Below are 20933 nucleotides of genomic sequence, written 5' to 3' on the forward strand. Positions count from 1 at the left end.
GCTTGAGCAAATATTTCCGGGGAGTGGCCGCGGTGCCGAAGATTGTTGACCATGACGAGCGCCGCTTGGAACTCGTGGACGCGACGTGGCGGATCATCGCCCGGCATGGCCTGGAAAGTGCCACCATGCGGGAGATTGCCATGGAGGCCGGCTTTGCCAACGGCGCACTGAAGCCCTACTTCCCCACCAAGGACACGCTGCTGGAATTCGCCTTTGGCCACGTCTTCAACCGGACCAACCAGCGGATTGCCCAAGTCACCAAGGGCAAGTCCGGAGTCGACGCCCTGCGGGCCTTCTGCCTGGAGGTCCTTCCCCTGGACGAGGAGCGCATCAACGAGGCGCGGATCGTCATCCCCTTCTGGCAGAAGGCGGTCAACGATCCACAGAAGGCCGCCATCCACCAGCAGTCCATGGATGAGTGGCTGGCTGCGATCCGCCGCTTCCTCGCAGAGGCGAGGGACAGCGGCGACGTCCGTGCCGCCGTCGACGATTCAATCCTTGCCGGCCAGCTGCTGAATATGCTGCTCGGAGCCCAGATCGAGGCCGCCCTTGCGGCGGAGGGCCACACGGACTTTGGCCACGCGGAACAACTGGAGGGCTACTTGGCCCTGTTGGGCAAAAATACGACGGCGGATGGGCGCCAAAGTGGAAAGCATGCTTAGTATGGAGGGGTCAGGCTCTGGCGTTGGCCAGGGAGAGCACCAATTGTAAGGAGCAGCTCCATGGGTTTGGATGACAAGATCGGCAATGCAGCAGAGAAGCTTGGCGGCAAGGGCAAAGAAGCTGCCGGCAGCGCTACGGGCGATGAGAGCCTGAAGGCCGAAGGCCAGGCAGACCAGGCCAAATCGGACCTGAAGCAGGCGGGCGAGAACGTCAAGGACGCCTTCAAGAAGGACTAATCGACGCCGCAAGAATGGGTGCGACTCCGCATGGAGTTGCACCCATTGGCGTTTCTTAGGACTTGTCCCTCATCTCCCGCAGTTCCTGCAGCAGCTTCAGCTGCTCGGCATTCATATTCATGAGCATTTCCACCTGCGCGGCGGCCCGGACATCCGTTTCGTAGTCATGCTGGGCCATTGCCGAGGCAATGGCGTCCTGGCGCTTTGCGGCAATCAGCAGGATGGCACCCTGCAGCCCGGCCAGCATGGACAGGAACAGATTCAGCAGGATGTAGGGGTAGGGGTCCCAGGCACTGTTCGCCAGGACGTAGGAATTTACCGCGGCCCACAGTGCCATGAACCCGATGAAGATGCCCACGAAGGGCCAGCTGCCCATACCGTTGCGCAGGGTGTCCGCGGCCCTGTCGCCAGCGGTCAGGCCCTCTTTGTGCCGCCGATGCCAATTAACTCTCATGTCAACCATGCGCCCAGAATAGGCTTCCGCCGGCGCACCGGCACCACCGACTGTTCGGCGCGCCTAGTGGATGAGTCCGGACACCAGGTTGATGGTGGTGGCCAGGACGATGGCCCCCAGGAGGTAGGACAGGAGCGCCTGCCGCAGCACCGTGGCACGGATGGCGTTGGTCTTGAGGTCGGTGTCCGATACCTGGAATGTCATCCCGACGGTGAAGGCCAGGTACGCGAAGTCCGAGTAGCGGGGCTGGCCCTCCTCATTGAAGTCGACGCCCGTCCCGTCCCGGTAGTAGATGGCGGCATACCGGAGGGTGAACAGGGTGTGCACCAGGAACCATGAAAGGGCGATGCTGCCCAGGGCCATGGCCACAGTAGCGTCCTTGGCGCCTCCCTGCTCGTTGGAGGCATCAAGCAGGATAAGGGCTACGCCCGCGAAGCTGGCCATCGTGGCAGTGAGGACCAGGGCGTCCGAGAACACCCGGCCGGGGTCTTCCCTCCTGGCGTGGGCAGCCGTTGCTGCAGGGCCCAGGCGGCCGATGACGCTCCACACCCAGATGAGGTAGGTGGCCGAGGCGGCGGCCCAGCCAAGGGCCGGGGCATAGGCCCAGTTTCCCAGCGAGCCGGTGGCCAGGGCGGCGAGGAGCCCGACGGCAAGCATTACGATCATCCGAAGCCGCGAGTGGTGCGCGCGGGAGTTGAAGTTCCGATGGTGGTCCACGGCGACCGGCATGGAGTTCATTGGCCGATTTTTCCACGGGAGCCTTGGACTTGGCTGGAAGAAAAGAAGGACTTTTTATTTTCGCCAACCGTTGAAAAAAGATTCCGCCAGCGTTAGCCTGAATGCATTGTGTCGCAGGACACAGAACCGGGGGAAGTCGTCGAGTGGCCGTCCGTCGCGAGGAACATCATGCCAGCAGCTACACCCGCCCAGGCCCAGCGCCGGGACGTCACCTCCAGCGTTGCCACGTCATTTGACCACTGGAAGCACCTGGTGGCGGAATCGTTTGTTCCCCTCACAGCCCGGACGGTCGATGTTGACGGCTTCCAGGGCCGGATGCGCTCCCGGGTGCTGGACCGGATGTCCATCGTGGAAGTGACCGCCAGCTCGCACGAGGTCCACCGCACTCCAGCCCTGATCGCCCAGGCCCACGAGCGCTACTTCAAATTGAACCTGCAACTGGAGGGCACAGGGCTGCTGATCCAGGACAACCGCGAAGCGGTCCTGCAGCCCGGTGACCTGGCCATCTACGACACCAACCGGCCCTACACGCTCGCCTTTGAAGAGAACACCAGGATCATGGTCCTGATGTTCCCCTGCGACACCCTGTCCCTGCCCCCGGATTACGTGGGACAGCTCGCAGCGGTACGCCTGGGAAGCGGAGGCCTCAGCGGGATCGTAGGACAGTTCATCCGGCAGCTCTCGTCAAACCTGGACGTCCTGAACGGACCCAGTGGCGCCAGGCTTGCCACCAACGCCCTGGACCTGGTGTCCACCATGCTGCACGCCGAAATGGACATCACCCCGGACCGGATGAAGCCGCAGGCGCTGCTGGCAGTCTCGATCCGCGAGTACATTGAGGCTAACCTCGCCGATCCGATGCTGTCCCCCGCGAGTATCGCCGCGGCCCACTTCATCTCCACCCGGCACCTGCACAATGTCTTCCACGAGTCGGGAAGCACCGTGGCCAGCTGGATCCGGACCCAGCGGCTTGAGGGCGCCCGCCGCGACCTCCGGGACCCGTTGCATGCCGGGCAGTCCGTCGGCACGGTGGCTGCCCGCTGGGGATTCCTGGATGCGGCGCATTTCAGCCGGACTTTCCGGGATGCTTTCGGCATCTCACCCACGGAGTGGCGCAGGGGCAGCTAGCGCAGGACCTCACACAAGCTATCGGATTGCGACTGAGGGGCAGTAGGCGCCGGGGGCGCTCCCGGCTAAAATCCGTATTGTGATAGCGCTATTCCACCAAGCGATAACCGCGGGGGTTCTTTTCAGCAACCGGGGGGCGTCCTGATGCCCTACGTGTGCCTGCTCCTCTCGGGCGCCGCACTGCTGGTCAACGGCCTGGCTGGCCTGGGGCATCTCCCCCGCCGTGACGCTGCCGCCTTCAGCCTGGTGCTGGGCGGGACCCAGTTGGTGCTCGGCGTCGTGCATCTCTCCGCAGCCGGGAATGGTCCGGAAGCGCTGATGACCGCCGCGGGCATGTTCCTGTTCGGGCTGACATACGTGTATGGCGGAATGGACGTCCTGTTGGGGCTGGGCTCCAGGGGGCTCGGGTGGTTCTGCGGCATGGTGGCATTCGTTGGCCTTCTGCTGGCCGCGGCGTGGCTCGCCGTCGACCCGCTGCTCGCCGTCCTTTGGGTCTGCTGGGCGGTCCTGTGGGGGCTTTTGTTTGCCTCCAACGTTATGGGTGCCGTGCGGCTGAAACCGTTCACGGGTTGGGCCCTGGTCCTTGCCAGCCAGGTGACCGCCACGGTCCCGGCTTTCCTGGGCCTGGCTGGCCTGTGGCCCCGCACCTCCTTGGCAGCGCTGGTGGCGGCTGTGCTCCTGGCAGGACTCTTCGTGGCAGCACGCGCGCTGGCCCGGCGCGGACATGATGGTCCGCGCCGGGCCGGTATAAGCGTTGAGGGGCAGGCAGTAGGGCCGGAGCGCCTTACGGCCGGCTGAGCACAGGCCTGCCGGCGGCGACGTGGTGCCGGCGCTCGATCCCCGACTCGACCAGCAGCCCGGCCAGGAAGACCACCGGAACGGCCGCCAGGAGTGCGATGGCCGTCTCGGCGCTGCCTCCGATCAGGGCCGTGAAGTTGCTGACCACCAGGGACAGGACCCAGGCGAGCAGCACGGTGGCCAGGACAGGCGCAATGCGCGTCTGCCACAGCTTGGCCCCTTCCCGTTCGCGGCGGAAGAAGCTGACCACGGCCACCGAGCACAGCATATACAGCACCAGCAGGGCGGCCACGGCCAGGCCGCTGAACCAGGAGAAAAGGGTCAGGACCGGGTCCATGGCAAGGATGGCGAACGGAAGCACCAGGACGACGGCGGTTGCGGACTGGACCCAGGCAGCAACGGCAGGTGCGCGGTGCCGGTTGGTCCGGGCCAGGACTGCGGGCATGGAACCGCGCAGGGCCAGGGAGTGCAGGTAGCGGTTAATGCCGTTGTGGAACGCGATGATCCCGGCCAGCAGTGAAGTGACCAGCAGGATGCCCGCCACAATGCCGGCCCAGGGGCCGAAAAGTTCAACCAGGGGTCCCAGGACGAAGGAGGTTGCGTCCCCTGACTGGAGGGCAGCGCCGGCGGCATCCATCACCCGGGACGGGCCATAGTAGCTGACCAGCATCCAGGAGATGAAGGAGAAGAAGATGGAGATGACGCCGACAGACAGGTAGGTGGCCCGGGCAACCGTGCGGTGCGGGTCCTTGGCCTCAGCCGAGTAGATGGCGGTGGATTCGAAGCCGAACATGGAGGCCACGGCGAACATGATGGCCACGCCGGGCGCCCCGGCGCCGATGGCTTCGGGCGAGAAGGACGCGGCCACGCTGATGCCTTCGGGACCACCGCCGCTGAACAGGACCGTGAAGCCGAACAGCAGGAGGATGGCCACCTCGAGACCCACCAGGAGGGCCAGGACGCGGGCGCCGAGTTCGATGTTCAGCGAGCCGAGCACCTGGACGCCGGCCATGGTGGCCACTGCCAGCAGCCACCACGGGACTTCAAGCCCGACGGAGGCGAGCAGCCCGGAGAAGGCTGCACCGTACAGGCCGTACATCGCGGCCTGTACAGTGTTGTATGCAAGCAGGGCCAGCCACGCAGCCCCGGCGCCGGTCTTCCTGCCAAAGGCCGCGGTGACGTAGGCGTAAAACGCGCCGTTGGCCTGGATCCTGCGGCTCATGGCCACGAAGCCAACGGCGAAGATCACGATGACGATGCCCACGATGAGGTAGGCGCCGGGGGCGCCGGCCCCGTTGCCCAGGGCTGCGGCCAGCGGCGAGGCGCCCACAATACCCGTCAGGGGCGCCTGGGCCGAGAGGACGAAGAAGAGGATGCCAAGGACGCCGATGCTGCCGGCACGGAGGGCAGTTGAGTGCTCCTTGGCCGGAGCGTCAGTGGTCCGGGGTTCGGAATTCGAAATACTCATTTGATCCTTCTTAACGGTCATGAGTTGGGGAAAATTGCTGTGGGATCCAGCTTGGCAGCGGGCAGCAGAAGGGCTTTGTCCACCAGCGACCAGTTGTTGATTGTCAGCGCAATGCGGGTTCCTGCAGGACGCGTTCCTGCAGTGCGGGGCGGGCGGCGGCCAGCGACACGGCTTCCAGCGCCGCTTCCATGCCGCTTTCAATGGCACCGTCAATGAACCCGCCCCAGCCGTTGGCGATGTCAGAGCCGGCGAAGAGCACGTTGCCGTGGGCCGACTGCATCACGGCCAGGTGGTTGGCCAGGAAACCCGTCCGGTGCATGGGCCAGGTCTCGCCCGCGAGCGGATCCGCCACCCAGTCGTGGGTGGCCACGCCGGCCACCTCCACGCCCGGCACCAGGCGTCCCAGCTGCTCCTGCACCGCCGCGGCCTCGGACGCATTGATCTTCGACGCATCCGGGCCGAAACCGACCACGATGGTGTCGCCGTCGATCGTGTATTCGGCCTGGAAGAAGTTCAGCGGCCAGTCGGCTTGTCCCAGGGCCACGAAGGGGGCATGGACGCCGCGGAGCCTGATCCAGACCTTGACACCTTTGGAGACCTGGCCGCCCCGGGCTCCCTCCGCCTTCGCCGGCGGCAGCGGCGGCTCGAATGCGATCTTCTCCAGCACGTGGATCGGAACGGTGACAATGGCGGTCTTTGCCCTAAGGGTCCGGCCGCTGGTGCTGCGGACGGTGACCGTGCCGCCGTCGTCCGCTATGCCTTCAACAGAGAAATCAAAGTCGATGGTGGCGCCGGAGTCCTTGAGGATGGCTTCGGCCAGCACGGCGGTTCCACCCTGGATCTTGTAGGTGGCGCAGGCTTCAAAGTTGACGGCCCAGTCACCGTTGGTGAGGGCCACCCAGCGCAAGGCCTGTGTCAGCGCCGCATCCTGCAGGGGGCCGTTGAAGTTCAGGGCCCAGAAGGATTCGAGGATGTCCCGGACGTCGCCGGCGGGAAACTGTTCCCGGATCCGGTCCTGCACCGAGATATGGTCGATGCCCTTGAAGGCGTCCGTGGCCAAGGGCCTGAACGGTTCGGGGAAGAAGCTCCGGGATTCCTTGACGAACTCGGCGTTGTGACGTCCGATCAGTTCCAGCAGCGCACCGGGCGATCCTTCCTGCCGGCGGCCCGCCGCCCACCAGAAGGCACGCTGCGGCTCCGGACTGGCAACGGTGCCAATGCCGTACCGCTTCAGCTCTGCCCAGACATAGGGCTGCGTCCAGTGCACCCAGGTTCCACCGATTTCGAGGTCGCGGCCCAGGCGGTTGTCCAGCCATGTCCTTCCGCCAACGCGGTCCCGGGCTTCAACGATGCGCACCTGCAGGCCCTGGCGAGTGAGCTCACGGGCTGCGGTGAGGCCGGCAAAACCTGCGCCCACCACGATGACGTCCACTGGGTCCTGATGCAGGGGGCTGCCTTTCTGTTCCATGGTCCGTCCCCTACGAGTAGACGAAGAATTCGACGGTGGGAGCCAGGACCTCCCACCGGGTGCGGGCACCTTTATTGAAGGACGCCGCGCCCCCTGCGGTGAGGTCGTACACGTCGCCGCCCTCCACCTCGATGCGGAGGTGGCCCTGGATGATGTGGATCGTTTCGTCTGCTTCCATGGGCAGGTCGAAGGGCTTCGGCGCCTCGGCAGGCGTGACATGCCAGTAGCCACAGGCGAGCGCGGGCCTGCCTCCTTCGCCGAAGCGGCGGACCCACTGCACCTGGCCGAGTTCGAAGGGCTCGTTCTTGGCGGGGTCAAGGGAAGAGGACGTGGTGAAGGCAGGAGTTGGTGTCATGGTTTGCTCCAGGTTGGAAAGGGCGGCGGGAATCATGGGTAGTCCGCCGAAGGTATGGAAAAGGGGTCCGCCTTGTGACCAGTATCACTGCGTGAAAGCAATCTAAGCAAATGCTTAGTTTTAAGTCAATAGCGACGCCGGCCCGGAACCGGGGCTGGCTAGAATCGAGGCTATGACCGCTTCCGCCGCCCGCTCCGCCACGCCCGCATACGGCAAAGGCAGGGAGGCTTTGCTCCGGGCTGCCGTTAATGTGGTTGCCGCAAAAGGTCTGCGCGGGCTCACCTACCGTGCCGTTGCTGAAGCCGCGGGGGTCAACAACAGTCTCGTGGCCCATCATTTCGGAACGCGGGATTCCCTGATCGCCGCAGCACTGGAGTGGTCCTCGGAACAGTCCATCGCCGCCTCACGGCTGCGGGATGCAGCAGAGAACGGCGGCACATTTACCGAGGCGCTGCTGGAGCTGCTCCTTGAGGACCCGGGCTTGCAGGTCTTCCAGTACGAAATGATCCTTGAGGCCCGGCGCCGCCCGGAACTGGCAGGACCGGTGGCCAAGCTCTACGAGAGCTACGTGGACGCCTTGTCCGGGGGCTTGCAGGCGTTCGGTATCCAGGGTGACGTCCGTGTGGTTGCCCGTTCCCTGTTCGCTGCACTGGATGGACTGGTCCTGCAGTACATCGCCGGCGTCGGGCGGGACGAGATCGCCGCCGCCCTGGAGGAAGTGCACCAGGCGGTTCTCCTGCGGCGGGACGGGTCCTGAGCGGCAAAGACATCCGGGCGCAGAAAAGCGCGGCCGGCCGCCCAATGCAGCCAGCCGCGCTTTCGATATGAAGTTGTCGTTTGTTACCGGAGCACCACAGTGCGGTTGCCCTGCAGGATGACACGGCCCTCACAGTGCCACTTCACCGCGTTGGAGAGGGCTTTGCATTCCGTGTCCCGGCCAGCCGCCACCAGGTCCTCGGGCCCGTAGGTGTGGTCAACGTCCACCACCTGCTGGGAGATGATGGGCCCCTCGTCCAGTTCGGCGTTGACGTAGTGGGCGGTGGCGCCCACGGTCTTCACGCCCCGGGCGTACGCCTGGTGGTACGGCTTGGCGCCCTTGAAGCTGGGCAGGAACGAGTGGTGGATGTTAATGGCGCGGCCGTCCAGCTTGCGGGTCAGGTCGTCGCTGAGCACCTGCATGTAGCGGGCCAGCACCACCAGTTCCACATCCAGCCCATCCACCAGTGCCATCAGCGCAGCCTCGGCGGCAGGTTTGGTCTCGGCGGTGACGGGGACGTGGTGGAACGGGATGCCATGCCACTCCACCAGCGCCTGGTGGTCCCGGTGGTTCGACACCACCGCCACCACATCCACCGGCAGTTCGCCGATCCTGGCGCGGAAGAGCAGGTCGTTGAGGCAGTGGCCGAACTTGGAGACCATGATCAGCACCTTGCGCTTGGATCCCTGGCGTTCCAGCTGCCAGCGCATGCCGAACTTTTCGGCGACAGGGGCGAAGGAGGACCGCAGGGTGTCCAGCGTGGATTCGTCCCCTTCGGAGACGAAGTGCACGCGCATGAAGAAGTGGCCTTCGCTGCGCTCACCAAACTGCTTGTTGTCGATGATGTCGCAGCCATGCTCCAACAGGAAGCCGGACACGGCGTGGACAATGCCGGGGCCTTCCGGGCAGTCGAGGGTCAGGACGTGCTCCACGGTGGTGGGCGCCTTCGGTGCGGGGATGTGGGTTTCAGTGGCAGTCATGGTTCAGCACTCGATCACGTTCACGGCGAGTCCTCCTCGGGAGGTTTCCTTGTACTTGGTTTTCATGTCGGCCCCTGTGTCGCGCATGGTCTTGATGGCCTTGTCCAGCGAGACCTTGTGGCTCCCGTCCCCGTGCAGGGCCAGCCGGGCCGCGTTGATCGCCTTGACGCTGGCGATCGCATTCCGTTCGATGCAGGGGATCTGCACCAGGCCGCCCACGGGGTCGCAGGTCAGGCCCAGATTGTGCTCGATCCCCACCTCGGCGGCGTTTTCCACCTGCGCGGGCGTCCCGCCGAGCACTTCACAGAGCCCTGCGGCGGCCATCGAGCAGGCGGAGCCCACCTCACCCTGGCAGCCCACTTCGGCACCTGAGATGGAGGCATTCGTTTTGAACAGGATTCCGACGGCGGCCGCCGCCAGCAGGAAGCGGACCACGCCGTCGTCGTCAGCTCCTGGAACAAACTTCATGTAGTAGTGCAGGACGGCAGGCACGATTCCCGCGGCCCCGTTGGTGGGGGCGGTGACGATCCGCCCGCCGGCGGCATTTTCCTCGTTCACGGCGAGGGCGAACAGGTTGACCCATTCCATGGCGTGGAGCGCGTCCGTGCTGGCCGAGTCTGCTGAAAGTGTCTTGTGGAGCGCGGGCGCCCGCCGGGTTACCTTCAGGCCGCCGGGCAGGATGCCTTCGGCGTTGCAGCCGTTCTGCACGCATTCCTTCATCACGGCCCACAGCCCCAGGAGCTGCTCCCGGAGTTCGGCTTCGCTGCGCCAGGTCAGCTCGTTGGCCAGCATGACATCGGAGATGGACATGCCTTCCCGGCTGCAGATCTGCAGGAGTTCATCCGCCGTGGAAAACGGATACGGCAGCACGGTGTCATCCGCCACCACCTTGTCCGCGCCCCGGGCGTCGCCGTCCACCACGAAGCCGCCGCCGATTGAGTAGAAGCTCCGCTCGCTCAGCACTGCTCCGGTGTGGTCGAAGGCCCGGAAGGTCATGCCGTTGGGGTGCGCGGGAAGGGATTTGCGGCGGTGGAGAACCACGTCCTCTTCCCAGTTGAAGTCCACCCGGTGGATGCCTGCGATCTGCAGTTCTGCATTGAGCGCGGCGGCGGCCACCTGGTCATCCGCCGTGAACGTGTTGACGGTTTCGGGTTCCAGGCCCTGCAGTCCCAGGACCACGGCCTTGTCGGAGCCGTGGCCGCGCCCCGTGGCGCCCAGGGAACCGAAGAGTTCCGACTGGACGCGCACGGTGGAGGCCAGCTGCCCGTCGCCCTTCAGCCCGTCAGCGAAGAGCTTGGCCGCCCGCATCGGGCCCACCGTGTGTGACGACGAGGGCCCGATGCCAACAGAGAAGAGGTCCAGGACGCTGAGCGCCATCAGGGGACCTCTGGCGAGGCGTACTCCCGCATGGCGTCCAGGAGCCACCGGCCCAGGAACTCGGCGAAAGAGGCGCGCGGGAAGATCCGGAAGGATTCCTCACCGGTCTTCCACAGGATGGCGGGGATGTTCGCAATCTCCGTGGAGAAGGCGGTGCCGGCCTTGAACACCCGCGGGTGCAGGTCCAGCGAGCAGCCTTTTTCCAGGACGGCACGGGCGCGGGGTCCCGTCAGCTCGAACGTGGTGCGGTTGGCGGAGAGGTCCACCACCTGGCCCGAGTCGCCGCCAAGGGCCTCCCGGAGAGCGGGGATCAGGTCCCCGCCCAGGGACTCGTGGGCCTCGGTGGGTGCCACCACCAGGAACTCGGAGGGGCCCAGCCACAGCACGGAGGCGTCACCTTTGGTGGCCACCGATCCGGAGCCGGCAGGCAGGCCGCCGGTGACGGCGGCCAGCCGGGTTGCGGTTTCCGAGCCGGCGTCCGCCCGGAGCCCCACCATGGTCAGGAAGGGCACTTCGGACAGCTCAACGGTGCCGGCCAGGGAACCGGCGGCGAACGCTTCAGCCAGCTGCTTGGCCGGGCTGACGCGGGCGGCGAGGTTCTTGTCTGCTGAGGTCGGGGATGCTGCTGTTTCAGCCATCTTTACGGGTCCCTTCGGGGTCAAAAAGCACTGTCTCTGCCACAACCACGTCCACCAGCTGGTCGCCGGCGGCTGCAACGAGCGTTTCGCCGATGCGGTTGCGTCCGTTCTTGATGAGGGCCAGGCCGAATGAGCGGCCCAGCGCGGCGCTGTGGTAGCTGGAGGTAACGAAGCCTTCCATCGGCACCGGTCCGTAGGCCGGATTGGTGGAGCGGCCCTTTTCCACGAGCTGGGTGCCTTCGGGCAGCCGGAGCGTGCCGTCCACGGGCAGGACGCTGACCAGGTGCTTGCGGTCCTCGCGCTGGGCGTCCAGGCGGGAGTAGGAGCGCTTGCCGATGAAGTCCTTGGCCTTGGAGACGATCCACTCCATGCCGGCGTCCTGGGGGGTGACGGTGCCGTCCGTGTCCTGCCCGACGATCGGGTACCCCTTTTCGGCGCGGAGCACGTGCATGGTTTCGGTGCCATACGGGGTGATGTTGAATTCCGCACCGGCAGCCGCCACAGCCTCCCAGGTGTTCAGCCCGTACCAGGCCGGGACGTTGATCTCGTAGGCCAGTTCGCCGGAGAACGAGATGCGGCAGATCCGCGCGCGGACACCCGAGGCGAGGGTGGTTTCGCGGAAGGTCATGAAGGGGAAGGCCTCGGCGTCCAGGCCGCCGTTGGCAGCCAGTTCCGGCGCCACCTTGGCGATGACTTCACGGGACTTGGGGCCGACGACGGCAATGGTGCTCCACTGCTCGGTCACCGAGGTGCACTTGACGTCCAGCTCAGGCCATTCGGTCTGCAGCCATTCCTCCAGCCAGTCCAGCACCTTGGCGGCGCCGCCGGTGGTGGTGGTCATGAAGTAGGTTTCGTCGTCCACGCGGAGGGTCACGCCGTCGTCGAAAATCATGCCGTCCGGGGTGCACATGACGCCGTAGCGTGCGGAGCCGGGGGCGAGCTTCTTGAACGCGTTGGTGTAGATCCGGTTCAGGAACTCCCCTGCGTCCTTGCCGCGGATCTCGATCTTGCCCAGGGTGGTGGCGTCCATGAAGCCCACGGACTCGCGGACTGCAGCGCATTCGCGCAGCACGGCGGCGTCCATGTCCTCCCCGTCCTGCGGGTAGTACCAGGGGCGCTTCCACTGTCCAACGTCCTCGAACAGCGCGCCCTTGGCGACATGCCAGGGGTGGATCGAGGTGACGCGGGCGGGATCGAACAGCTCGCCGCGCTGGCGTCCGGCCAGTGCAGCAAAAGCCACCGGGGTGAACGGCGCACGATAGGTGGTGGTGCCGATGTCACCGATGCCGCGCGAGGCCTCGCCGGCAGTGCGCAGGGCCGCGGCGATGACACCGATGGCGTTGACGCCCGAGGTCTTGCCCTGGTCGTTGGCGGTGCTGATGGAGGTGTACCGCTTGATGTGCTCCACGGAGCGCATGCCTGCGCCGGTGGAGCGGAGCACGTCCGCCACGGACTGGTCGCGCTGGAAGTCCACGAAGTGGTGGTGCCAGTCGTCAGGCGTGCCGCTCTCGCCCGGCACCAGCCAGAGCTGGCGGGTGGGGGCGGAGGCCTTCGGCTCACCAAACACGGAAGGCTCGACGGCGGACGCGAACCCGGCGGCGATGGCCGCCCTCGCGCCGGCGGAGACGCCCTCGGCGACGCAGTCTTCGGTGGCGAAGGACCCGCGGCCGGAGCCGATGGTCTGCTGGTTGGGCACTTCGGTGCTGGGCACGAAGGCTGCCAGGTCGTCGTCCCAGCGCAGCTTGCCCTGCCGCTGCGAGTGCAGGTGGACCAGCGGGCTCCAGCCGCCGGACACTGCCAGGAGGTCTGCGGAGATCTGTTCGACGCCCGAGGTGAGCTCGCCGTCGTCGTTGATGCTGCGGACCGTGACCCCGTCCAGGCGGCCGTCGGCGCCTGCCGAGGTGTTGGCCACCGCGCTGCCGATCAGCACCCGGATGCCGGATTCGACGGCGGCCGTCGCCACGGCGGTGAGCTTGGGACGGGCGTCCACCACGGCTGCGACCTTGACGCCGGCGGCGGCGAGGTCGGCGGCGACGTCATAGGCGCTGTCATTGGTGGTGCTGATGACCACGCGCTTGCCGGCGGCAACGCCGTAACGGTTGAGGTAGCTGCGCACGGCAGAGGCCAGCATGATGCCGGGACGGTCATTGTTCTCGAACACCAGGGGACGCTCGTGGGCGCCGGGCGCCAGCACCACCTGGTTGGCACGGATGTGCCAAATCCGCTGGCGGGAGACGCCGGGGGCAGCGGGACTGGAGAGGTGGTCGGTGCGGTTCTGGACGGCGATGACGTAGTTGGCGTCGTAGGCGCCGAACGCGGTAGTGCGGTTCAGGACGGTGGATTCCGCGCCGGAAACCAGCTCGGCTTCGACGTCGGCAACCCATTCCAGGGCCGGCTTGCCTTCGATCGTCTCGGCCAGTCCCTCAGCGGTGGAGCCGGAGAGCAGGGAGCCGCCGAGTTCGGGCTGGTCGTCCAGCAGCATGACGCGGGCTCCGGTGCGGACGGCCTCGCGGGCTGCGGCGAGTCCGGCGGGGCCGCCGCCGACAACCAGGACGTCGGTGTGGACGTACTTCTTGTCGTATTCGGCGCGGTCGTCCTCCGGGTCAAGCTTGCCCAAGCCGTTCAGCAGCGTGGCCTTGAGCCCGTCAACCAGGGAGACGGTAGTGGCGGGGAGCATGGATTCCGCAACGTGGCCGGGGAAGCGGGCCTCCACGCGGACCAGGGCGTTGGCCTCTTCAACGCCGGCGGACATGATGCCGCGGGGGCGGTCCTCGTAGAGCGAGTTCCCGGCGGCGATGCGGCCGTTGGCCAGCAGGGCGGAAGCAAGGGTGTCGCCGGGGTGGCCTGTGAACTCCTCGCCGTCCACGGTGAAGCGCCAGGAGATGGTGCGGTCGATGCGGCCGCCGGTAGCCAGGCGGGCGTTCTGGGAAGTCACTTGGTCGCTCCTTCCGGGGCGGTGGTGCTGAGGATGCTCGTGGTGGAGGTGCTGGGTGCGGCACTTCCCGTGGTGGTGCTGTCAGGGCCGGTGCTGGCGGTCCCGGTCTCGGGCGTGGCCCTCGAGGAACTGTCGGGCCGCGGCGTGCCCATCTTGTAGACGGCCTTGATGTCGTAGCTCACGGTGTCGCGGAGCATGTTGAACCACTGGCGGCATCCGGTGCTGTGGACCCAGCGCTCGGCGAAGATGCCTTTGGGGTTCTCCCGGTAGAAGAGGTAGCGGGACCACTCCGTGTCGGTCAGCTCGTTCGGGTTCTCCGGGTACGGGACGTGGGCCTGGCCGCCGTAGTGGAATTCGGTTTCGTCCCGCGGGCCGCAGTTGGGGCATGGGATCAGCAGCATGTGCGTTGGTCCTTTCTGGTGGCGGGTCTAGTGGGCCACGGCGGCGGCGCCGTGTTCGTCGATGAGGGCGCCGGTTTCGAAGCGTTCCAGCGAGAACGGCTTGTTCAGCGCGTGCGGTGCGCCGGTGGCGATGGTGTGCGCGAAGGTCATGCCCGCGGCGGGCGTGCCCTTGAATCCGCCGGTTCCCCAGCCGCAGTTCACGAACATGTTCTCCACCGGGGTGGTGCCCACGATCGGCGAGGCGTCCATTGTGGTGTCCACGATGCCGCCCCAGGTCCGGAGTACGTGCGCCCGGGCAAAGATGGGGAAGAGCTCGACGGCGGCCGCCATCTGCTGCTCGATCACGTGGAAAGAGCCGCGCTGGCCGTAGCCGTTGTAGGAGTCAACGCCGGCGCCCATGACCAGTTCGCCCTTGTGTGCCTGCGAGACGTAGACGTGGACGTGGTTGGACATGACCACCGTGGGGTGGACGGGCTCGTGCAGCTCAGAAACCAGGGCCTGCAGCGGGTGGGACTGGATGGGCAACTGGAAACCGGCCATCTCTGCCAGGACCGAGCTGTGGCCGGCGGCGCAGAGGCCCACCTTTTCGGTGTTGATGGTGCCGCGGTTGGTCTTGACGCCCACCACGCGGTCGCCGTCCTTGAGGAAGCCGGTGACTTCGCAGTTCTGGATGATGTCCACGCCCATTTCATCGCATTTGCGGGCGAAGGCCCAGGCCACGTGGTCGTGCTTGGCGATGCCGGCGCGGGGCTGGTAGGTGGCGCCCATGACGGGGTAGCGGATGTTGTCCCGGATGTTCAGGATGGGGCAGAGTTCCTTGACCTGCTGCGGGTCCAGCCACTCGGCGTCCACACCGTTGAGCTTGTTGGCGCCCACGCGGCGGATGCTTTCGCGGACGTCGCCCAGGGTGTGGGCCAGGTTCATCACGCCACGCTGGCTGAACAGGAAGTCGTACTCAAGTTCCTCGGGCAGGATTTCCCAGAGCTTGAGCGCGTGCTCGTAGATGGCGGCGCTCTCGTCCCAGAGGTAGTTGGAGCGGATGATGGTGGTGTTGCGGGCCATGTTGCCGCCGGCCAGCCAGCCCTTTTCCAGGACGGCAATGTTGGTCATGCCGTGGTTCTTCGCCAGGAAGTACGCGGTGGCCAGGCCGTGCCCGCCACCGCCGACAACCACGGCGTCGTAAGAGGACTTGGGTTCCGGGTTCCGCCAGAGGAAATCCGGGTGCTCCGGAAGGTGCTGGGTGCTCACTGGGCGGCTCCAATCAGGTCTGCCTCGATGCCGGCCAGGTTGGCGTCGGCGGAGAGGTGCGGATAGAGGGGGAACTTGGCGGCCAGGGCCGTCACGCGTTCCCGGAGTTCGACGGCGGTGTCCCCGGGGAGGCTGCCCGTGCCGGCGGAGGCAATCAGCGCAGTGGCGATGATGTCCGCAACCTCGGTGAATTCCGCGGCGCCGAAGCCGCGGGCGGCCAGGGCGGGGGTGCCGATCCGGAGTCCGGAGGAGACCATCGGCGGGCGGGGGTCGAAGGGGACGGCGTTGCGGTTGACGGTGATGCCGATCTGGTGGAGGGCGTCCTCGCCCTGCTGGCCGTCGAGCTCCGAGTTGCGCAGGTCCACCAGGACCAGGTGGACGTCGGTACCGCCGTTGACCACGGAGATGCCGGCGGCTGCCACGTCGTCCTTGAGGAGGCGTTCAGCCAGGAGCTTGGCTCCCTGCAGGACGCGCTCCTGGCGTTCCTTGAATTCGGGGGCTGCGGCGAGCTTGAAGGCCACGGCCTTGGCAGCGACCACGTGCTCCAGCGGTCCACCCTGCTGGCCGGGGAACACCGCGCTGTTGATCTTCTTGGCGTACTCCTCCTTGGCCAGGATGACGCCGCCGCGGGGTCCGCCCAGTGTCTTGTGGGTGGTGGTGGTGACCACGTCCGCGTAGGGGACGGGGTTGGGGTGCAGGCCTGCGGCGACGAGGCCGGCGAAGTGGGCCATGTCCACCATCAGGTAGGCGCCAACCAGGTCGGCGATGCGGCGGAACTCGGCGAAGTCCAGCTGGCGGGAGTAGGCGGACCAGCCGGCAACGATCAGCTTGGGCTTGTGCTCCAGGGCCAGGGCTTCCACCTCGGCCATGTCGATCCGGAGGTCATCTTCGCGGACATGGTACGGAACCACGTTGTACAGCTTGCCGGAGAAGTTGATCTTCATGCCGTGGGTCAGGTGGCCGCCGTGGGCCAGGGACAGGCCAAGGATGGTGTCGCCCGGGTTCAGCAGGGCGAACATGGCGGCAGCATTGGCCTGCGCGCCGGAGTGCGGCTGGACGTTGGCGAACTCTGCGCCAAAGAGGGCCTTCACGCGGTCGATGGCCAGCTGCTCGATGACGTCGACGTGCTCGCAGCCGCCGTAGTAGCGCTTGCCCGGGTAGCCCTCGGCGTACTTGTTGGTGAGGACCGAGCCCTGGGCCTCCATCACGGCGGACGGAGCGAAGTTCTCCGACGCGATCATTTCAATGGTGGACTGCTGGCGGTGCAGTTCCCGTGCCACAGCGGCGGCGACGTCGGCGTCTACCGTGGCGAGCGAGGCGTTCAGTACATCCTGCATGGTTCTCCTTCTAGGCCCTTCGGAGTTACTGACCTATAACTGATCTGTAACTGATATATTAGAACTGTCGTAATAGTATGTTCCAGATCACTTGGACGTCAATAGCACTCCTGGGAAGGCTCGAGATGAGCGTCACATTAGAGAACCACCTCGCTGGGGAGGGAGACCTCTCGCTCTCCGAACAGGCCTACCGGCACCTCCGCGACCGGCTCATCATGCTGGACATCCGGCCGGGCGAGGCGATCAACGACGGCAAGCTGGCGGCCGAACTCGGGATTGGCCGGACGCCGGTCCGGGAAGCACTCAAACGCCTGGAAAGCGACCACCTCGTGGTCTCCTACCCCCGCCGCGGAACGTTCGCCACCATCGTCGACATCACCGAACTCGCCGACGTCTCCGAGCTGCGCGAATCCCTGGAGCCCCTGGCGGCGCGCCGGGCTGCCAAGCTGGCAACGCCGGCACTGCGCGCGGAAATCAGGGAGACTGCAGCGGCAATCTCCACCATGGGCGATGACGACGACCCCTACGACCTCATGCGGTACGACATCAAAGTCCACCGGCTGATCTACCGGGCCGCAGCCAACTCGCACCTCGAGGACGTGCTGATCCGCTACGACAACCTGGCCACGCGCATCTGGTGCATGGTGCTGGAAAAGGTGCCCTCCGTCGCGTCCCACATCGCCGAGCACGTGGAGCTGCTGGAGGCAGTGGCCGACGGCGACGCGGAGCGGGCGGGCAAGCTCGCCCTGGAGCACGTCACCAGTTTCGAACAGGCCATCCGCAACGTGCTTTAGTGGTGGTGCTTCACGCTCTGTTACCGCAGCCGGCTGCGCACTTCCCTGGCAAACTCCAGCGTGGTGGCTGAGCCGCCAAGATCCGGCGTCGCAATTCCTTCCGCAAGCGTGGACTCGAACGCCGCGGTCAGGGATCGGGCCGCCGCCTCCTCCCCCAGGTGGTCCAGCATCATGGCCGCAGCCCACAGCGCGCCCACGGGATTCGCGATGCCCTTGCCCGCAATGTCCGGGGCAGAACCGTGGACCGGCTCGAACATTGACGGGTACCGGCGTTCAGGGTTCAGGTTGGCGCTGGGAGCGATGCCGATGGAGCCGGCCACTCCGGCCACCAGGTCGGACAGGATGTCGCCGAACAAATTCGACGCCACAATGGTGCGGACGCTCGTGGGCTTCATGACCAGCCGGGCCGCCAGGGCATCGATAAGCACCTTGTCCACCGTGACGTCCGGGAACTCTTCCACCGTCCGGGCCACTACCTCGTCCCAGAACGGCATGGTGTGGATGATGCCGTTGGATTTGGTGGCGGAGACCAGAGTGCCGCCCCGTTCGGCGGCGGTCTTTGCGGCGTAGCGCGCCACGCGGGTAATGCCCGCCTTGGTGAACACGCTCTCCTGGACGGCAAATTCCGCGTCCGTCCCGGCGCCGAAGCGGCCGCCGATCTGCGAGTATTCGCCTTCAACGTTTTCGCGCACCACCACGATGTCCAGGTCCTCGATCCCCGGCATCGCACCGGTCACTCCGGGCAGCAGCTTCATGGGGCGAAGGTTGACGTACTGGTCGAACTCCCGCCGGATGGGAATCAGCAGCCCCCACAGGGTCACGTCATCCGGAACGTCAGGCGTGCCCACTGCTCCCAAATAGATCCCGTCGCCGCTGCTGAGCTGCTCGATACCGTCAACGGGCATCATGCGGCCCGTTTTGACGTAAAGATCGCTGTTCCAGTCGCGGACCCGCCACGACACGCCAAAGCCGTGCAGCCCGGCCACCGCGTCCACGCACTCCATGGCCACGTCCGTGACATCAACGCCGATGCCGTCACCGGGAATGGAATCGATGGTGTAGGTGCGGGTCATGTTGTTCCAATCGCTCGTTCATTCCTGTGTGCCTAAATCGTAAAGGCAGCAGCCAGGGCTCCAAGGTGTGACGTGGCATACTTCCCTAGAGGTGCCCGGCCGGGAGGGCCGGCGGAAGCGCGAAAGGCCGGTCAAGATGCAGGAAACCGTAAACGAGGACCAGGAAGCGCACCGGCATGTGCTGTCTGCATTGTCCCGGGAGCGGCAGCTTGGGCTGCGCCCGGACCAGGATTTTGACCGGCGCCTCGACGGACACTTTCCCACCCTCCGCAGCCTGTTCCATTCCCTGTACGGCGACCGCAATGACTGGCTGGACCAGCTGACGGACCTGGTCCTCCAGTGCGCCCGGTCCTGGCAGGAGCGGCCACCGGAGCTGAAGGCAACGGACGCGGAGCGCGAAGGCGCCCCGGACTGGTTCCAGTCCAACCGGATGCTGGGCGGCGTCTGCTACGTGGACCGCTACGCCGAAAGCCTGGAAGGAGTCCGGGCCCGGATCCCCTACTTCAAGGAACTGGGCCTGACGTACCTGCACCTCATGCCGCTGTTCCTGGCACCCGAGCCGCACTCCGACGGCGGGTACGCGGTGTCCAGCTACCGGGAGGTCAATCCCAAGCTGGGCACCATGGAGCAACTGCGGTCCCTGGCAGCCGAACTGAAGGACAACGGCATCAGCCTGGTGGTGGACTTCATCTTCAACCACACCTCCGACGAACACGAGTGGGCGCGGAAGGCAGCCGCGGGGGACCCGGAGTACAGCGATTACTACTGGATCTTTCCGGACCGCACCATCCCGGACGCGTTCGAGGCGAACGTCCGCGAGATCTTCCCGGAGAATCACCCCGGGTCCTTCATCCGGATGGAGGACGGCCGCTGGGTGTGGGCCACGTTCCACACCTACCAGTGGGACCTGAACTACTCCAACCCCGACGTCTTCCGTGCCATGGCAGGCGAGATGCTGTTCCTGGCCAACCAGGGCGTGGACATACTGCGCATGGATGCGGTGGCCTTCATCTGGAAGCAGTTGGGGACACCATGCGAGAACCTGCCCCAGGCGCACACGCTGCTGCGGGCCTTCAACGCGGTGTGCCGCTTGGCGGCGCCGTCGCTGCTGTTCAAGTCCGAGGCGATCGTGCACCCGGACGAAGTCGCCCTCTACATCGACCCCAAGGAATGCCAGCTTTCGTACAACCCCCTGCAGATGGCACTGATCTGGGAGTCCCTGGCCACCCGTGACGTCTCGCTCCTGGCCCAGGCCCTGGAACGCAGGCACAACATCCCGGACGGCACGGCCTGGGTGAACTACGTCCGCAGCCATGACGACATCGGCTGGACCTTCGCCGACGAGGACGCGGCCGAGCTGGGCATCAACGGCTTCGACCACCGCCGCTTCCTGAACTCCTTCTACGTCAACAGGTTCCCTGGCAGCTTCGCCCGCGGCGTCCCCTTCCAGGACAACCCCAAGACCGGCGACTGCCGGATTTCCGGCACGACGGCGTCCCTGTGCGGTATGGAGGTGAACCCGGCTGAGGCGGTGGAGCGGATCCTCCTGGCCCATTCGGTGCCGTTCAGCACCGGCGGTCTCCCCCTGCTGTACCTGGGAGACGAGGTGGGTCAGGTCAATGACTACGGCTACGCGTCCGAGCCCGGCCACGGGGAGGACAGCCGATGGGTGCACCGGCCGCACTTCCCGGCGGAGCAGTACGCCCGGCGCTTGGACCCGGACACGCCGGAGGGCGCCGTGTACGCGGGATTGAAGAGGATGGTCGAGGTGCGCGCCGGCACCCCCGAATTTGCCGGGACCACGCTCATCGACTTCGGCACCAACAACCGCTCCGTGCTCGGGTACCAGCGGCCGGGGGACGCGGAAGGCGGCAGCACCATCCTCGCGCTGGCCAATTTCAGCGACTCACCCCAGACCCTGGCCGGGGAGACCTTCGGCGGGTACTCCCCTGCCGCCGTCGACCTTTTCTCCGAAGCAGCCCTGCGGCTGGACGGCGGCGTCACCCTCCTGCCCCGTCAGTATCTCTGGCTGCGCGTTACGCCGCAGTAATTGGGAGCTGGCGCCGGGCCGTGAAAGCATACGGA

At 66.2% G+C, this 20933-nt stretch carries 20 protein-coding genes; 7 read left to right on the forward strand and 13 right to left on the reverse strand.

Features of this window, described 5'->3' with window-relative positions:
• Positions 1–32: 32 nt before the first annotated feature.
• Positions 33–662, forward strand: coding sequence for a TetR/AcrR family transcriptional regulator (locus tag AB0313_RS08660; protein WP_141946728.1), 630 nt, complete (start codon positions 33–35; stop codon positions 660–662).
• A gap of 60 nt (positions 663–722) precedes the next feature.
• Positions 723–899 carry a CsbD family protein gene (locus AB0313_RS08665; protein WP_141945450.1) on the forward strand — a complete coding sequence of 59 codons (177 nt, stop codon included), beginning with the start codon at positions 723–725 and terminating at the stop codon, positions 897–899.
• A 55-nt stretch (positions 900–954) separates the two neighbouring features.
• Here the strand turns inward: AB0313_RS08665 and AB0313_RS08670 are convergent, their stop codons facing one another.
• Together AB0313_RS08670 and AB0313_RS08675 are read right to left on the reverse strand one after the other, a co-directional pair.
• Positions 955–1362 (reverse strand): DUF1003 domain-containing protein, encoded by a 408-nt coding sequence (locus tag AB0313_RS08670; protein WP_366304887.1) that lies wholly within the window; start codon positions 1360–1362, stop codon positions 955–957.
• A gap of 54 nt (positions 1363–1416) precedes the next feature.
• On the reverse strand, positions 1417–2091 hold the full coding sequence (locus AB0313_RS08675; RefSeq protein ID WP_141945446.1) for a DUF1345 domain-containing protein: 675 nt from the start codon (positions 2089–2091) through the stop codon (positions 1417–1419).
• 168 nt (positions 2092–2259) lie between these two features.
• On the opposite strand from AB0313_RS08675, the gene AB0313_RS08680 reads away from it, so the two are divergent.
• Together AB0313_RS08680 and AB0313_RS08685 are read left to right on the forward strand one after the other, a co-directional pair.
• The gene (locus AB0313_RS08680) at positions 2260–3219 is read left to right on the forward strand and encodes a helix-turn-helix domain-containing protein (RefSeq protein ID WP_141945444.1); all 960 of its coding nucleotides are present in this window, start codon (positions 2260–2262) and stop codon (positions 3217–3219) included.
• A gap of 144 nt (positions 3220–3363) precedes the next feature.
• On the forward strand, positions 3364–4017 hold the full coding sequence (locus AB0313_RS08685) for an AmiS/UreI family transporter (protein ID WP_366304890.1): 654 nt from the start codon (positions 3364–3366) through the stop codon (positions 4015–4017).
• Here the strand turns inward: AB0313_RS08685 and AB0313_RS08690 are convergent.
• The 3 genes from AB0313_RS08690 to AB0313_RS08700 all read right to left on the reverse strand — a co-directional run bounded on the left by AB0313_RS08690 (position 4004) and on the right by AB0313_RS08700 (position 7308).
• The gene (locus AB0313_RS08690; RefSeq protein WP_141945440.1) at positions 4004–5485 is read right to left on the reverse strand and encodes an APC family permease; all 1482 of its coding nucleotides are present in this window, start codon (positions 5483–5485) and stop codon (positions 4004–4006) included. The two genes, AB0313_RS08685 and AB0313_RS08690, sit on opposite strands and share 14 nt — an antisense overlap.
• A 103-nt stretch (positions 5486–5588) precedes the next feature.
• Complete coding sequence (locus AB0313_RS08695) at positions 5589–6953, reverse strand: NAD(P)/FAD-dependent oxidoreductase (protein ID WP_366304892.1); 1365 nt, start codon at positions 6951–6953, stop codon at positions 5589–5591.
• Positions 6954–6963: 10 nt separating this feature from the next.
• Entirely contained in the window at positions 6964–7308 is a 345-nt protein-coding gene (locus AB0313_RS08700; protein ID WP_366304894.1) for a cupin domain-containing protein, read from the reverse strand.
• 172 nt (positions 7309–7480) lie between these two features.
• Between AB0313_RS08700 and AB0313_RS08705 the strand changes: the two genes are divergently transcribed.
• Positions 7481–8065 (forward strand): TetR family transcriptional regulator, encoded by a 585-nt coding sequence (locus AB0313_RS08705; RefSeq protein WP_141945434.1) that lies wholly within the window; start codon positions 7481–7483, stop codon positions 8063–8065.
• Between the two features lie 83 nt (positions 8066–8148).
• Here the strand turns inward: AB0313_RS08705 and purU are convergent, their stop codons facing one another.
• Genes purU through glyA form a run of 7 tightly spaced genes read right to left on the reverse strand, consistent with a single transcriptional unit; the run spans position 8149 to position 16981 of the window.
• A complete protein-coding gene (purU, locus tag AB0313_RS08710; RefSeq protein ID WP_366304896.1) occupies positions 8149–9045 on the reverse strand; it encodes a formyltetrahydrofolate deformylase in 897 nt (298 codons plus the stop codon).
• A 3-nt stretch (positions 9046–9048) separates the two neighbouring features.
• Complete coding sequence (locus tag AB0313_RS08715; RefSeq protein ID WP_366304898.1) at positions 9049–10422, reverse strand: L-serine ammonia-lyase; 1374 nt, start codon at positions 10420–10422, stop codon at positions 9049–9051.
• A complete protein-coding gene (locus AB0313_RS08720; protein WP_307303842.1) occupies positions 10422–11060 on the reverse strand; it encodes a sarcosine oxidase subunit gamma family protein in 639 nt (212 codons plus the stop codon). Before AB0313_RS08720 ends, AB0313_RS08715 begins: the two co-directional genes overlap by 1 nt.
• Positions 11053–13995, reverse strand: a complete 2943-nt coding sequence (locus AB0313_RS08725) for a sarcosine oxidase subunit alpha family protein (protein ID WP_366304900.1) — start codon at positions 13993–13995, stop codon at positions 11053–11055. The genes AB0313_RS08720 and AB0313_RS08725 overlap by 8 nt, the downstream gene beginning before the upstream one ends.
• Complete coding sequence (locus AB0313_RS08730) at positions 13992–14396, reverse strand: sarcosine oxidase subunit delta (RefSeq protein WP_141945424.1); 405 nt, start codon at positions 14394–14396, stop codon at positions 13992–13994. Before AB0313_RS08730 ends, AB0313_RS08725 begins: the two co-directional genes overlap by 4 nt.
• 27 nt (positions 14397–14423) lie before the next feature.
• Positions 14424–15644 (reverse strand): sarcosine oxidase subunit beta family protein, encoded by a 1221-nt coding sequence (locus AB0313_RS08735; protein ID WP_307303835.1) that lies wholly within the window; start codon positions 15642–15644, stop codon positions 14424–14426.
• Positions 15641–16981, reverse strand: coding sequence for a serine hydroxymethyltransferase (glyA, locus tag AB0313_RS08740; RefSeq protein ID WP_366304903.1), 1341 nt, complete (start codon positions 16979–16981; stop codon positions 15641–15643). The genes AB0313_RS08735 and glyA overlap by 4 nt, the downstream gene beginning before the upstream one ends.
• A gap of 125 nt (positions 16982–17106) precedes the next feature.
• On the opposite strand from glyA, the gene AB0313_RS08745 reads away from it, so the two are divergent.
• Complete coding sequence (locus AB0313_RS08745) at positions 17107–17775, forward strand: GntR family transcriptional regulator (protein ID WP_307303831.1); 669 nt, start codon at positions 17107–17109, stop codon at positions 17773–17775.
• Between the two features lie 20 nt (positions 17776–17795).
• Here the strand turns inward: AB0313_RS08745 and AB0313_RS08750 are convergent, their stop codons facing one another.
• Entirely contained in the window at positions 17796–18848 is a 1053-nt protein-coding gene (locus AB0313_RS08750; protein WP_366304905.1) for a tartrate dehydrogenase, read from the reverse strand.
• 136 nt (positions 18849–18984) lie between these two features.
• On the opposite strand from AB0313_RS08750, the gene AB0313_RS08755 reads away from it, so the two are divergent.
• Positions 18985–20898: an amylosucrase gene (locus AB0313_RS08755; protein ID WP_366304907.1), complete on the forward strand. Its 1914-nt coding sequence runs from the start codon at positions 18985–18987 to the stop codon at positions 20896–20898.
• Positions 20899–20933: the final 35 nt, after the last annotated feature.

The organism is Pseudarthrobacter sp. NPDC080039, assembly GCF_040702335.1.
Classification (GTDB): Bacteria; Actinomycetota; Actinomycetes; order Actinomycetales; family Micrococcaceae; genus Arthrobacter; species Arthrobacter enclensis_A.